The sequence below is a fragment of the Marinoscillum luteum genome, from assembly GCF_044005705.1.
Classification (GTDB): domain Bacteria; phylum Bacteroidota; class Bacteroidia; order Cytophagales; family Cyclobacteriaceae; genus Marinoscillum; species Marinoscillum luteum.
On sequence record NZ_JBIPKE010000011.1, the window covers coordinates 13,710 to 28,686 of the forward strand.

A 14,977-nucleotide genomic window follows, 5' to 3' on the forward strand; every position below is an offset into this window, starting at 1 on the left:
CCTTAGCTCAACAAATCTGATGGGCTATGCCCAAATTCCCTTTTGAAGCACTTAGAAAAATAAGAAGGGCTTGCAAAGCCTGTTTGGAATGCTACTTCGGCGATTCCTTCATGATTACTCAAGATCAATTCTTTGGCCTTATGTAACCGCACAGAAGAGATCATCTGATTGGGTGATTTGTTGGTGATGGACTTAAGCTTTCTCTGCAGCTGTCTTTCACTAATTCCCACCTCCTTGCATAGCATATCTACTCCGAACTTCTCATTGCTCATGTGACTTTCGATACACTGAAGGATATTTTCGAGAAATGAATCATTTTGCCTGGCAAGAGTCGGTTGGCTAGTATACTCGTTTTGGTAATTAAGTTGATCAGTGACGCTATAAAGCAAAAGGTGGTTGGCGGTTGTTGTTTCAAAAACAGTATTGTGTTGAGCGAAATTCAAGCCTGCTCCAGACAAGAGATGTTTCACTGTTTGGGTGATCAGTATTTGACTAGGCCCGGCCTGTTTAAGCATGGACGTCACAAAGCTCCCGGTTTCATTGCTAATGAAATGGGCCTGATCCACTGGCATTTCTTTGATATGAACACCGACGCAAACCTTTAAATCAAGGGACTCAAAGGTATCTATTAGGGCTATGCCACAATGTACAGCTTTGCTTGGGCCTTGAAATGAAGCAATAAAGGTGTCCTGATTAAACCGAATGACTTTCCCCCTATACTGTACCACCAATCGGTTAATGAGTTGCAGAAGCTCATTATCTCCCTTGTATGATGAAAGAATTCGCCCGGCCATAATGGTAAAAAGCTGCCTCTCGTAATTTGGCCGAGGTTTTACATTGAGGATAAATGCTTTCATTTCATTGAGAACCTCTTCGGTATTCCCTGCCCAAAATAAGTGATCATCACCATCAAACTCCACAAACCTTGCGCCGGCAATGCGCTGGGCTATAAACCTTCCCTCTTCAATTTTCACATCAACATCATTGGTTCTTTGCATCATAAGGGTAGGCACCTTAATGGATCCTAAAATATCAACGATATCCACCTCAGTGTTGGTTTTAGTGAGGACAAGTGCAGCACTAGGACTTGCCCCTGATCTTAAGTAGTTGGCCAGCCAATCCATAAAAATGGGATCTTTAGCTTTTGATGGAGCGAGCGTTTCGAGATTCATTTCGCCACCGCCCCAGCTGTTTTCTATCATGTCATACACCTGCTGTCGTTGCTCATCTGTAGGTGCCCAGGGATAATCAGGTGCATATCTCCTCTTGGCAAAAACTCCAAATGTGATGAGTGAAATAGTGCGATTGGGATACGTAGCTGCAAACAAAGCGGAAACGGAACCACCCTCAGAATGCCCGAAGAGTATGGCTTTTTCGGCCCCCACGGCATCCATCACGGCTCTCAAATCATCCATTCGCTCTTCTAGTGTGGAGAGTTCCACTACTCGGTCTGACAGACCAGTCCCCCTTTTATCAAATAAAATAACCCGACATATTTTACCCAGTTCATATAGGAAATGGACCAATTCCGGACAAGCCCACATCCAATCAATGTTGGATACCCAACCTGGGATATAGACCAAGTCAATAGTGCCTGAGCCAAATACCTGATAGGCAATATTGATACGGCCGCTTTTGGTATATTGAGTAGAGGGTTTCATAAAGGCGGTTTAGTACTATTCTCTCTTAGAGCGAATGACGATTCAACTGTTCACACTTCAAGTCGAAAGCAAAGTTTAATTAATTTCAGTTGTATTTTATCCGACTTTTGTAAAAACCCGTCAAACACCCATTCAATTAATGCACACAGTTCTGAGATTGTTAATTAGCTGTATGTGGAAGTTTTCCCGAAGGGGAAGTCTAGGTGGTGGTCAATTTCAAAGGATTAAAGAAAAAAACCTGTGTTTTACTCTTAAAGCAAAACACAGGTTTTGAGTTTAGTTTCTTAGGGCCATCGCTCTTACTCATACCTAATGGAATTCACTGGATTGACCATCGCAGATTTGAGGGTTCTGAATCCCGCAATCATAAGTGATACCACTATGATGGTGGTGGATGGAATCCCGAAAGTGAAGAGATCCATTGGTTTATAGTTGTTAAATATGGAGCCAATGAGTCCATCTACGAGATAAAATCCGGCGGTGACCCCTATTACTGAGGAGATGAAAAGCAGTAAGAAGTAACTTCTGCTGATCAGGTAGACAATGTGCCCTACACTACCCCCCAGTACCTTGCGCACACCGATTTCTTTGGTTCTCTTGATCAGGTTGATAGACACCAGGGTATAAAGCCCAAGACAGGAAAGCACAAAAGCTACGGTGCCCAGAAAGCCAAAGATCATGAGGATGTTGTTATTCACCTCCTTGGCTTCCCTGAGCAGGTCATCCTGATAAAACCCTGCAAAAGTCTTGGTGGGGATTTTACTGTTCCATTCGGTTTCCAGGTAGTCATAGACCTCTTTCACATGATTGATGTTGACCTTAGCCACCATGAAACTGTAGGTACCGTCGTCCTGAAACTTGAGGCTTTTCAGGCGCATGGCTGTAGGCTCTATTGGCGCCCAAAAACCATACATGTAGAAATTCTTCACCACTCCTACCACTGTGAGTGTAGTGGAATCATTGAGATAGACCCGCTGACCAATCGGGTTGGTCCAGCCAAACTCTTCCACCGCCCGTTCATTTACAACCAGGGAGTTTTGACTGTCAGAGGCTTCCAGTTCTTTGGAAAAGGACCTGCCATTCACAATTTTCAGGCCCATCGCTTCGATATAGTTGATCCCTACGTCGAGCATGTTGGTCTGAACTTCCAAATCCTGATTTTTGAGGAGCGCACCATAGTTTCCCCTGCCTATGTGGTTCTTGGCACTGGCTATTTGCTCTATGTCAGGGTTAGCCAGCATGGAACCATAAATTTTCTGCTGCTGGGTTTCGTTTAGCAGGCTCACTCCTATGATCTGATCACGGTTAAAGCCCATGTCCAGGGTTTCCTGATAGCGGGCATTTTGAATGAAAGCCACGCTGGCGAAAATGGCGATCACAGTGAAGGCGTACTGAGTGGCCAGCAACACTTTCGTTAGCTTGCCTGCTCCACCAATGCTGAGGCTCCCGCGGAGGATGCTCACAGGTTTGTAGCGACTGATGTACAGCGATGGATAAAACCCGGCGAGTAAAGTGGTGAACACCAGCAGGCCTACCAGAAACAAATAGAATTTAAAATCCTGGGTGAGATCCAGCTGGAGATCGAGTCCCTGCCACATGGCACCATAGGCAGGCACCAGGTAGGACGCAATCCCCAAAGACATTAACAAGGCCAAAAGACATACAGTGAGGTTTTCCGTCATGAACTGCTTAATCAGCTGTCTTCTGGTGCCTCCGAGCACTTTTCGCACCCCTATTTCTTTCAGTCGGCGGTTGGAGTTGGCAATGGCAGTATTGGTGAAATTGAAACAAGCCACGAGCAAAATCAACAGCGCCATCACCTGGGGAGTAAGAATGGCCGCAGGCGGCATGGCATTGCGCAGGTTGTCCCATCGGAGCTGCCTTGATATCTGGGCGTGGTTGTTCATGGGGCTAAGGACAAACCGGGCAATGGTGAAATCCGGTCGGGCCTCCTGCTGAACCGCCAGGTATTGATCCAGTAATGGCTCAAAGGTTTTTGCCTGGTTGGGGTCATTGAAATACACGAAGGTGTTTTGCGCAAAAGCCCCCCAGTTTCCTTTCACATTGTCATCATACATCCGAAACCGATTTTCAAATGAAGTGAGGATTTCAAAATGCACGGAGGAGTTTTGTGGTGGAGCTTCCACCACTCCTGCTATGGTGAAGTTGAAACTCATGCCGGTATCGTCAAAGACCGTGAGCACTTTTCCAATGGGGTCTTCATTCTCATAGAACTTACGGGCATACTCCTCTGTCACCACCGCCTGGTCCAGTTTGTGATATGCCAGTGGATCACCGGTGACTGCCGGAAAAGTGAAGGACTCGATCAATCCCGGATCGGCATAGCAGACACTTGTGTTAAACACCTTATCCATGTTCACATCCCTAACCGTAAACACGTGACTTTCGAAGCGAAAGACCCGATCTGCACCCGCCAGGTCATTCCTGATGGCATCGGCCATGGGCATGGGAATGCGGCCATATTCTATCAGATCCCCCTGAGTTTCCCGGAGGTTATGGATCTTATAGATGTGATCAATCTGCGTGTGACTCTTGTCAAAGTCCCAGTTCTGCTTAGAGTTCAGATAAGCCACTATACAGCAGGCAAGTGCGAGGCCCAGCCCCACGATGTTGATGGCCACATAGACCTTGTTTTTCAGGAGGTTACGGAGGGCGACTTTTAGGAAGTTCTTAAGCATGACGAATCAGGTATTGGGTGAGTATATGATGAGTTTTGACCTTGCTTCCCAAAAGCCAATCATTGTGCCAATAACCATAACGCACTGTAAAACAAGTGGATAAGGACTTGCATTACTTCACTGGACGTTCATAACCGAACAATCGAACAGTGTTTTATGTCCGGTTTGGCGAGAATTCAGAGCGGGGAACTGGTACAAAAGATTTCTGATTCTGGGACCCGCTGATGAGCAACTAGTCAACCTACTGAAAATTAATACTTGACTTGTAATGGTTATTCTGCTAGCTTGGGGTGATCTGTTGTTTGGTGCGTGTCATACGTATATCGGATGTTGTTTTAACATATCATGAATTTATCATCAGAAGAGATATATAGTCAATTTGGACAGTTTGATTGTTTTGTGACTTTAACCTTTCATTTTAATTCCAATTCTTTCAAGGGTTTCGGATTAACGCTTATGGGAACTTTCATGTATACATTGGAAGAAAGGAAAGAAATGGAACAAGTCCTTAAGCAGAAAGAAATTCCAAGAACGAGCCGACCCATAAAATTCAAACCATCAGAGTTAGAAGAACTCACTGAGGAACAAAGAGTCGTACTTGACAAAGACGGAATCAATTGTAGCGAAATTTTGTCTATCCAATGCTTTAATTGGAGTAGAACAGAAAATAGATTCAGAAAACGAGGAGTAAGAGAGATACCTAACACGATTAACCTAGAAGTTGATACGTCAAAGATTAATCAAGATCTGTTTCATATTGGATTTTTAAAAAGAAGATTGGCATCCCAATATGACCTTATTCCAAAGGAGAAAGTAGAGCTTCTGGGAATGCTCAAATTTTATGATCCGTCAATTGCTGATGAAATAGAAAAGCAACTTACCACAGATAATGAACCCTTAGTCGAACTTCCATCTGACTATTATTACAAACGCTCTAAGTACCTAAATAAAAAGGCTGAAGAAAAAGATAAGAAAGACTTAGTGAAATATCTCAATGATAGAAGTGTAAGGAGAATTGAGCTAATCAATAATGAGTTAATTAAATCAAGTGAGAAGTTTAAGGAAGTTGCCCGGATTTATGAGTCTCCATTGAATAACTTAGTTACCGAAGCTGTACTTTTTGACGAGGAACTCATTCTACCATACAAACGACCAATATGGTGGGATTTTGAAAGGTTTCTACACACCTACTGCAGGCATGTGAAAGAGACCAAAGTAGGTGAACGATTTGAAGAGAAAACCATTTTTAGATACAAAATTGACGACATCCGAAATATTGTCAATATGGTCGTGAGAAAAGTGTATCCAGAATTTCTAGAACATTTCGCAACTTATGATACAAATTTTCGGAGGATGGGAAAAAGGAGTATCTACTATGACGGAGTTTATTATAGGCTAGAAGTTGAAAAATCAGGCAGGTTAATTTCATTCCATCCTTATAATGATGATTTTTCAAGTGAAATAAGCCCAACCGAGTAGATATGAAGCCAAGAGGTAAGTTAATGCTCGGTTGTCCACCCTAACTCCTTATTTGACAATTTGCTCCCAATAAAACGCCCAAAATAGAAAAGGCCTCCTATTTTTGCGCAAATCAAAAATCACAAATGAAAGATTTCGTAGCAGAACTAAAATGGAGAGGCATGATTCAGGACATCATGCCAGAGACGGACGAACACCTGATGGAAAGCATGCGATCTGCTTATCTCGGCATTGATCCTACTGCCGACTCTCTGCACATTGGTCACCTGGTGGGTGTGATGATGCTGAAGCATTTTCAGCAATGCGGGCATAAGCCATATGCCCTTATTGGGGGTGCGACAGGTATGATCGGTGACCCTTCCGGGAAATCTGCCGAACGAAATCTTTTGGATGAAAAAACCCTCCGTCATAATCAGGATGCCATCAAGTCGCAGCTATCCAGGTTTCTGGATTTTGACTCAGATGCACCCAATGCTGCTGTGCTGGTCAACAACTACGACTGGATGAAGGACTTCTCCTTCCTCGGCTTCATTCGCGACGTGGGTAAGCACATCACTGTCAACTATATGATGGCCAAAGACTCAGTGAAAAAGCGCTTGTCCTCAGAATCATCTGATGGCATGAGTTTTACAGAGTTCACCTACCAGTTGGTGCAGGGGTATGACTTTTTGCATCTTTACAAAGAAGCTCAGTGTACGCTACAGATGGGCGGTAGCGACCAGTGGGGGAACATCACCACGGGCACAGAGTTGATCCGTCGCATCGGCGGTGGTAAGGCCTATGCCCTCACTTGTCCGCTGATCACCAAGGCAGACGGCACCAAGTTTGGGAAAACTGAAGGCGGTAATATCTGGCTGGATGCCGAGCGCACTTCTCCTTACCAGTTTTACCAGTACTGGCTCAATACCTCCGATGCAGATGCAGAGAAGTACGTCAAAATCTTCACGTTCCTCTCCAAAGAGGAAATCGAATCACTGATAGCCACACATCGGGAAGCACCACATCAGCGAGCCTTGCAAAAGAAACTAGCTGAGGAAATCACGGTTAGCACACATTCTCAGGCGGATTTGGAAATGGCCATCAAGGCCTCAGATATCCTGTTTGGGAAATCTACCACAGAAGACCTCACGGCTATCAATGAAAAGACCCTGCTGCAGGTTTTTGAGGGGGTGCCGCAGGTAGAAATCTCCAAAGCGGAGTACGAAGCAGTTGCCAACGTCACCGATTTGCTGAGTGAATTGACGCAGGGCGTAGTGTTTCCTTCCAAAGGGGAAGCTCGCAAAATGATCAAAGGTGGTGGCGTCAGCATTAATAAAGTGAAAGTGGAGTCCTCCGAGGCAGCAGTCAATTATGATTTGCTGCAAGGCAAATACCTCCTGGCGCAAAAAGGCAAAAAGAACTACTACCTAATCAAAGTATCCTAGTTTCGGGTATTTGCATTATTTTTACTTCCAATTGAATTTTCACCAGCGATGAATCGAGCCCTAATTTATCTTTTCTTTTCAGTTTTTTTGTTGAGTTTGTCGGTGCCTGTTTGGGCACAGGATACGGAGGCAGACCCTTATGCTGACTACTCCTATTTGTGGGAGGATAACAAAAAGAAGAAAAAGAAAAAGAAGAAGAATGATGCCCCTGAAGTAAAGACTGTACCCGTTTATGAGCCTGTACAGCCAGAAGAGGAAGTAATCTATACACCTCCGGCAGATACGTTGATAGACGAGTCACCGGTTGACAGCCTTCAGCAGGTAGAGGATCTTCCCCTTGATTCGCTGGAAGAAGCACCTCAGGAAGAGGTCCAATATCGGGTGGATAGTCTGGATAAGCCTATCGAGAAAGAACCGCTGGAAGAGGTGGATGAAGAAGAGTATCAGGAGCCCGAGATCGAGAAAGCGCCCAAAGAAAAGAAAGAGCGCAAGGATCGATCAGGTGCACCACCTGTGCAAGACTTTCGCTCAGGGATGGGAACAGAAAGTGGTGGAGGTTCATTTGATGGTGGACTCACAGTCACCCAGATAGACGATCAGTACTTTGTGGGCTTGGTACTGAACCCGGAGTTTTCGATCGGGAAAGTAGGTGTTGGCCTCAATGTGCCAGTGCTGTATGGCCTGGATGACCAATCTATCCGTACGGAGATTTTTAAAGATGGTGTAGGAGCAGCAAGGCTCATCACTTACATCCGATATGGGGTGCAAAAGGCTGATCCTGTGTGTGTAAAGGTAGGCCAGCTCAATAATACCATGGTTGGTTTTGGTGGTCTGATCAATAACTACACCAACTCTACCAGTTTTGAAAAGCGAAAAGTGGGTCTTCACTATGACTTGAATGTGAAAGGACTTGCGGGCATTGATGGAGTCTATAGCGATTTCAGTCCAGGGTCTTTTAATCTTTTTGCCATCCGGCCCTACGTAAGACCGATGGCCTGGACACCGATTCCTATTGTAAGAACCTTCGAGTTTGGAGCGACCATCGTCCGGGATAAAGACCAGTCGAAGATAGTGGCCAGCGATAGCACGTCTACCTCATATCTGTTTACCAGGAATGGTATTGGTGCTTTTGGGTTAGATATGGGGGTCACTTTGTTGCGGGTACCGTTTATTCAGATCGACCTTTTCGCTACCTATTCTAAACTAAATGTAACATCTGAAGCACTTACAGACTCTTTGGAGTCGAACTACGCCACCACCAATGAGCCCTCTATCATGTCTGATGGCTTTGAAAATGGAAGTGGCGCCAGTGTGGGTATCAACTTTCGATTCCATTTCATCGCGGATATCCTCAGTACTGACGTTCGCATAGAGCGGCTGAACTACTCAGACCATTACTTACCGCAGTTTTTTGATGCCACATATGAAATTAACAAAGACGCTAGAATCTATGCACTGGGTGGCGCAGAGAAAATGAGTGGCTTCTACGGAAGTCTCACCGGCCACATTTTGAAGAAAGTACAGCTGGGCGGTAGTCTGATGATTCCGGATGACGTCACCGAAGCTACACCCGCAACCGTAAGGGTCAATGCAGACCTGGACAGACTGGCGGATAAGTTTTCATTTCACGGTAGCTACATCAAAGGAAACCTCACAGACCTTGGAGACACCTTTAAGTTTGATGAACGCTCCCTGGCCAAACTAAGGGTGATTTACCACCTTAATAAATTCCTGGCTGCCGGGTTTGACTACTACTGGGCCTTCACTCCTACAGCGGATGGTGGTTACAAGCCTACCAAATATGTCTCTCCGTATTTTGGTGTGAGCATCCAGTTCTAAAGCAAGAGGAATACACCAATCCCAAAGTTGGGAGCGGCAAGGATACGTTTGCCTGACGAGGCAAAACCGGCAGAGGCCGCAAAGCCAAAGCCATTATCCATGGAGTAAATCAGTTCTGGCGTGAAGGACATGTACTCGGTGTTGTTGGCAAAGACGCCATTGGCATTAGACGTGTCTGCATCGCCATTATACAGCGAGTTGACACTGTAAACCTTCAACAGTGTGGTGAACTGATTCAAAGACACCCCGATCTCTCCACCATAGTGAAACTCATCAGAAAAGCCCTGGGTTCTGTTATTGAAACCCAAAATACCCGTGATGTAGGCGGGGGTACCACTGATAGAGTGACTGGCTTCCAATTTCAGTAGCTGATTGAACTCACCATCACCGGTTTGGAGAATACGATCACTGGAGATCTCCGATGATCCAAATGGTAATCCCAAGATCAGACTGGCGGACAGATGAACAGGCTGGTTCTGAAACATGCCATATTTCAGCCCGATATTAGTATCGCCAAAGGAGTTGATCTCATCACCTGGTATGGTGCTCCCACTTTGGTTAAACTCCACACGATTCAGTGTAGATCTCACGAAAAATGGAACATACAAGATAGCATTGAATCGATCCGAAAGTCCATACTCGCCATAGAAACTGGTGGTATAAAGACTCACTGTGGGAATATCGGTAATGTTTCCCCCCGAATCGAAAAAGTACTGGGAGCGAATCATATTCTGACCCAGCTTCAGGAAGCCTTTATTTTTCTGATAAACCCATCCCCCTCCGGCAATCGTCTGCAGGGAGATTGACAGTAAAATGGATGCGAGTATGTGCTTTTTCTGATTCATAGTGCTAGTTGAGTGCTGCGGATCCGAAAGTGATGCTGGCGGGCTTACAGAGAAGAATCACATAGTTATAGTCATTCAGTCCCACGCTGGAGTTTACCAGACTCACGTTATAGGTCTTGGCGCCATTGGTAGTTACCTCTGCGATTTCCAGACCCTGTGAGCGCACCACTGTGCCGCTGGTAGAGTTGGCCAGGTATACGAAAGTTCCCAGTGCAAAGCTCGTCTCAAAGTCTGCACTGAAAGTAAGAATCAACTGGTCATTATCGTCAATAAACAGAGTGGCAGTACCCACTGCCTTATAGCTCCCGCTCCCTTCAAAAACACCTGAACGAGCCTGCGTGCCAATCATGAGCTGCAAAGGCGGACTTTTTACCTCTTCTATCTCCGCCGTGATGGATACAATGCCATTGGAATGGGCAGTCACCAGTCCTGAGCTGTTCACCGTGGCGAGGGTTTCATTGGCAGAAGTCCAGATCACTGGTTTGTCTGTGATTTCTACATCATCCATGGTAAATGCCCTGGCAGTGAGTTGGATCGTCTCATTGATCATCAGAGAGCTCCCTGGTGCTGTGATTTGCACCCGGGCCACATCGTCTGTGTTTTCTACTACAGTTACATCCACCGTTACGGTTTCTTCATTGGCATAGCTGATCTGAATTTTAGTCTGGCCTTTTCCTACAGCAGTCACTTTTCCACTTTGATCTACCGAAGCCACACTCCGGTCATTGCTTTGCCAGATGAGCTCAGCATCTTCTTTTGCCACCCACATATTGTAATAATAGGTGGCCTCTATCTGAGCAGTCTCTCCCACTTTCAAGCTGATACTGGTCACCTCAGTGAGAATGGTGGCATCCTTTGGATCATCTATAAAGTCTGTGCCTATGCATGATGCAAGGGAAAGCAGGCAGAGTAAATACATTTCACGGTACCTCATGAGATAAATTTAGGGAGTCGCTCGCCAAAAGTGACTTTTCAAATGTCAGCGTTGAGGCATTTGGAGTAATTATTGTCCTGTCATGTCATTTCATTCGCATCAAAAATCACCCGATCAAGTAATACCCGGGCAAGGACTTTGACATTTTTGCGTAGGTTTATCACTTCCAAATTAAGCAACTATGAAAAGATATTTTACTTACCTCCTAATCACCCTTCCCTTGCTGGTATATTCCCAAAAGGTGGACATGGAGTTACTCAAAGGGATACAACCAAGGAGTATAGGGCCGGCTGGCATGGCCGGACGTGTCACCGCCATTGACGTGGTGAATAGTCGGCCTGAGGTGATCTATGCAGGTACCGCATCCGGAGGTCTATGGAAGTCGGAAAGTGGTGGTACCGCGTGGGAACCCATCTTTGACAAACAGACTACCGCTTCCATTGGGGCCGTGGCCATTCAACAGTCTAATCCTTCAGTGATTTGGGTAGGTACAGGTGAAGGCAATCCTAGAAATTCACTGAATGGTGGAGACGGGATTTATAAGAGCCTTGACGGAGGCAAGAACTGGATTAAGTCTGGTCTGGACAAAACCCGAAATATTCATCGAATCATCATCGACCCACAAAACCCAAATACCGTGTATGTAGGGGCCATTGGCTCCCCCTGGGGTATCCATCCCGAGCGCGGAGTATTCAAAACCACGGATGGTGGCAAAACCTGGAAGAAAATCCTCTATGTGAACGATAAGACCGGAGCCGCAGACCTGGTGATGGACCCTTCCAACCCCAACAAGCTCATGGTGGCCATGTGGGAGCATTACCGACAGCCCTGGTTTTTCACTTCCGGAGGGCCAGGATCAGGCTTGTATGTGACTCATGATGGTGGCGAAAACTGGGTGAAGAGAACCGATGAAGATGGGTTGCCCAAAGGTGATCTTGGGCGTATGGGGCTGGCCATTGCTCCCAGCAATCCTAAGATTGTGTACGCCCTGGTAGAGTCTAAAAAGAACGCGCTTTACAAGTCAGAAGATGGAGGTTTCAAATGGACCAAAGTGAATGATAAGAGCGAGATTGGTAACCGACCTTTCTACTATGCAGACATTTTCGTAGATCCGGTGAATGAAAACAGGCTCTATACGGTCTATACCTACATCAACGTAAGTACTGATGGTGGCCGGTCTTTTGATCAGCTGATGCCCGCCTACAACACCACACGAGGTGTACATCCTGATCACCATGCCTGGTGGATTCACCCCTCTGATCCCAATTATATCATAGAGGGAAATGATGGAGGGCTGAATATCTCCAGAGACCGGGGCACGACCTGGCGGTTTGTTCAGAATCTACCGGTGGCACAGTTTTACCACATTTCGGTAGACAATGATTTTCCATACAATGTTTACGGAGGTATGCAGGACAATGGCTCATGGGCCGGCCCTGCTTATGTATGGAAAGACCAGGGCATCAGAAACAGCTACTGGCAGGAAGTTTCCTTTGGTGACGGCTTTGACGTGGTACCTGATCGGGACGATAACCGATATGGGTTCTCTATGGCCCAGGAAGGCTGGGTAGGCCGATATGACTTGAAAACCGGCCATTTCGAATATGTGAAACCCCACGCACCCGAATTGGATGTGAAGCTTCGATTCAACTGGAATGCAGCCATCGGTCAGGATCCTTTTGACAGCAAGACCCTCTACTTTGGTAGCCAGTTTGTGCACAAAAGCACAGACAAAGGTCAAACCTGGGACATCATTTCCCCGGATCTTACCACCAATGATAAGAGTAAGCAAAAGCAGGATGAGAGTGGTGGGCTTACCATGGATGCCACCGGAGCAGAGAATTATTGTACCATATTGGCCATTACCCCCAGTGTGTTGGAAAAAGACGTGCTCTGGGTAAGTACGGATGACGGAAATATCCAGTTGACCCGAGACGGAGGAAAGACCTGGACTAGAGTGTCTCAAAACATTAAAAACCTTCCTGTAAATGTCTGGATCCCGCAAATACAGGTGTCTAATAAAAATGCAGGTGAGGCTTTTGTGATTGCCAACAACTACCGAAACTTTGATTTCAGGCCATATGCCTATCACACCACCAACTATGGCAAAACCTGGGAGAGAATAGTGGATGAAAATGACGTGACTGGCTATGCGCTATCGATCATTCAGGATCCTGTAGAGCCAAAACTGATGTTTCTGGGAACTGATGACGGGCTTTATCTCTCCATTGATGCTGCTAATACCTGGACGAAATGGACCAATGACTACCCTACCGTGAATACCATGGATATGGTGATTCATCCACGTGAACATGACTTGGTGATTGGGACTTTTGGTCGGGCTGCATACGTCATTGATGACATACGTCCATTGCGCGCGCTGGCATCTGCGGGTATCAGCATACTGAGTAAGCCGATTCATCTTTTTGAACCACCTGCCGCTTACAATGCCATTTGGCAGCAACCTGCAGGTACCCGATTTGGGGCCGACGCTATGTTCAATGGAGAAAACAGGAAGAGCGGTGCCATGATCTCCTACGTGATCAACGTCCCCAAAAAGGATGAAAGTGAAAAGGATACTTCCAAAGAGGAAGATGAGAAGAAAGGACTGGATTCATTAACCTTAGAGGTGTTTACCCTGGAGGGCAACCTGATCAGAACCATAAAGCAAAAGGTGCCCGAAAAGAATGGTGTGAACAGAATGTACTGGAAACTCGATGAAAAAGGTGTGAATAGCCTTTCTCGCAAAGAGCTGGATAACAAACGTGAGCCCGGAGGCGTGGATGTGATGCCGGGAACTTACAAACTACGTCTGTCCTATGCTGGAGAATCATCCGAAACTCAGGTGGAGGTGAAGTTTGATCCCCGAATGGACGTTTCTACGGAAGCACTCCAGGCAAGGTATGAAGCCCTCAAGGCGTTGGAATCAGAGAAAGAACTGGCTCTCGGTCGCGTGGAGCAGATCAAAGAGAAGCTGACGATCATTGATGAATTAACCAAACGCATGAAAGCCAAGAATGAAAAGGCTTTTGAAGCTGAACTCAAGCGCTCGAAGGAAACAAAGGATACCCTGAACAGCCTGCTGGATCTGTACCTCGGTAAGGAAGATGACCGACAGGGAATCACCGCAGATCAGACGGACAATGTCGACAGTTATTACGGAACAGCTTACTTCTACCTGTCCAACGGTCTGCATGTGCCCACAAGGACAGAAAAGGCCATGGTGGCGAAATTCAAGTCGGTGATGGAGGTGGCTAACCAAAAGACGGATGATTACCTGGCTGCTAATTGGGCTCAATATAAAGAGCAAATGGAAGCCCTTGATCTGAGTCCATTTAAGGACTGAGTGAGGTGAAGTGAAAAATGAAGAAATGCTTTGAAAAATCGTATAGTTTATCGTATTTTGTACGATAAACTATACGATCATGAAAGTCACAGCACTCATAGAAGACGATTTGATTGATAAAATCAAGGAAGCTACCGGTGGGAGAAACATCACCGATAGCATCACCATTGCACTCAAAGAGTACCTCCGAAACAAGAACATCGATAAAGTAATTGATGAAGTTGAGAAAGAACCTTTTGTCTTCAATGAAGACATGGCAGCCTATGGTATCCGCAACCTGAACAGAAACAGATGATTTTGGTGGATACCTCGGTTTGGATTTCTTTCCTCAGGAACTCAGATTCGGATCTCACGGCCATCCTGAAATCCTATTTGAAAAGGAAGGAAATATATGCCGTAAGTGCAGTCTTTGGTGAGCTTTTGCAGGGTGTAAAGAACAAAAGAGAGAGAGAACTGGTTATCACCCTTTGGGAAAACCTGCCTGCAGTAGACGAGACTGATTTATTCATTCATGCAGGAAATCTCTCGAATGAACATAAGTTTTATGCCCACGGGATTGGATTGATTGATTGCTATATTCTGGCGGCCGCCCTTCGCAATGACCTTGCCCTTTGGACCCTGGACAAAAAGCTGGGTGAAGCGGCGGATAGCCTGACCCGGTAACGGAAGGTTTTGGGCTGCAAATGGCGTGAAGAATCTGAATCTTCTGTATCCAGAAATAACCCATAAAAAGACCGGCATTGCCGGTCT

10 protein-coding genes are annotated in these 14,977 nt (G+C 45.9%); 6 read left to right on the forward strand and 4 right to left on the reverse strand.

Annotation, left to right across the window (positions count from 1 at the left end):
• Positions 1 to 2: 2 nt before the first annotated feature.
• Together ACHKAR_RS02245 and ACHKAR_RS02250 are read right to left on the reverse strand one after the other, a co-directional pair.
• Complete coding sequence (locus tag ACHKAR_RS02245) at positions 3 to 1,661, reverse strand: alpha/beta fold hydrolase (RefSeq protein WP_395415993.1); 1,659 nt, start codon at positions 1,659 to 1,661, stop codon at positions 3 to 5.
• Positions 1,662 to 1,960: 299 nt separating this feature from the next.
• Complete coding sequence (locus tag ACHKAR_RS02250) at positions 1,961 to 4,360, reverse strand: ABC transporter permease (RefSeq protein ID WP_395415994.1); 2,400 nt, start codon at positions 4,358 to 4,360, stop codon at positions 1,961 to 1,963.
• A gap of 345 nt (positions 4,361 to 4,705) precedes the next feature.
• Between ACHKAR_RS02250 and ACHKAR_RS02255 the strand changes: the two genes are divergently transcribed.
• The 3 genes from ACHKAR_RS02255 (at position 4,706) to ACHKAR_RS02265 (ending at position 9,102) form a co-directional block, all read left to right on the forward strand.
• Entirely contained in the window at positions 4,706 to 5,839 is a 1,134-nt protein-coding gene (locus ACHKAR_RS02255) for a hypothetical protein (protein WP_395415995.1), read from the forward strand.
• A gap of 125 nt (positions 5,840 to 5,964) precedes the next feature.
• Positions 5,965 to 7,263, forward strand: coding sequence for a tyrosine--tRNA ligase (tyrS, locus tag ACHKAR_RS02260; RefSeq protein ID WP_395415996.1), 1,299 nt, complete (start codon positions 5,965 to 5,967; stop codon positions 7,261 to 7,263).
• Positions 7,264 to 7,311: 48 nt separating this feature from the next.
• A complete protein-coding gene (locus ACHKAR_RS02265) occupies positions 7,312 to 9,102 on the forward strand; it encodes a hypothetical protein (RefSeq protein ID WP_395415997.1) in 1,791 nt (596 codons plus the stop codon).
• Here ACHKAR_RS02265 and ACHKAR_RS02270 read toward each other — a convergent pair.
• On the reverse strand, positions 9,099 to 9,947 hold the full coding sequence (locus tag ACHKAR_RS02270) for a hypothetical protein (RefSeq protein ID WP_395415998.1): 849 nt from the start codon (positions 9,945 to 9,947) through the stop codon (positions 9,099 to 9,101). The genes ACHKAR_RS02265 and ACHKAR_RS02270 overlap by 4 nt on opposite strands.
• Before the next feature lie 4 nt (positions 9,948 to 9,951).
• On the reverse strand, positions 9,952 to 10,881 hold the full coding sequence (locus tag ACHKAR_RS02275) for an Ig-like domain-containing protein (protein ID WP_395415999.1): 930 nt from the start codon (positions 10,879 to 10,881) through the stop codon (positions 9,952 to 9,954).
• Positions 10,882 to 11,062: 181 nt separating this feature from the next.
• Between ACHKAR_RS02275 and ACHKAR_RS02280 the strand changes: the two genes are divergently transcribed.
• The 3 genes from ACHKAR_RS02280 to ACHKAR_RS02290 all read left to right on the forward strand — a co-directional run bounded on the left by ACHKAR_RS02280 (position 11,063) and on the right by ACHKAR_RS02290 (position 14,890).
• Positions 11,063 to 14,227, forward strand: coding sequence for a WD40/YVTN/BNR-like repeat-containing protein (locus ACHKAR_RS02280; RefSeq protein ID WP_395416000.1), 3,165 nt, complete (start codon positions 11,063 to 11,065; stop codon positions 14,225 to 14,227).
• Positions 14,228 to 14,306: 79 nt separating this feature from the next.
• A complete protein-coding gene (locus ACHKAR_RS02285) occupies positions 14,307 to 14,522 on the forward strand; it encodes a DUF2191 domain-containing protein (RefSeq protein ID WP_159579829.1) in 216 nt (71 codons plus the stop codon).
• Positions 14,519 to 14,890, forward strand: coding sequence for a PIN domain-containing protein (locus tag ACHKAR_RS02290; protein ID WP_395416001.1), 372 nt, complete (start codon positions 14,519 to 14,521; stop codon positions 14,888 to 14,890). The genes ACHKAR_RS02285 and ACHKAR_RS02290 overlap by 4 nt, the downstream gene beginning before the upstream one ends.
• Positions 14,891 to 14,977: the final 87 nt, after the last annotated feature.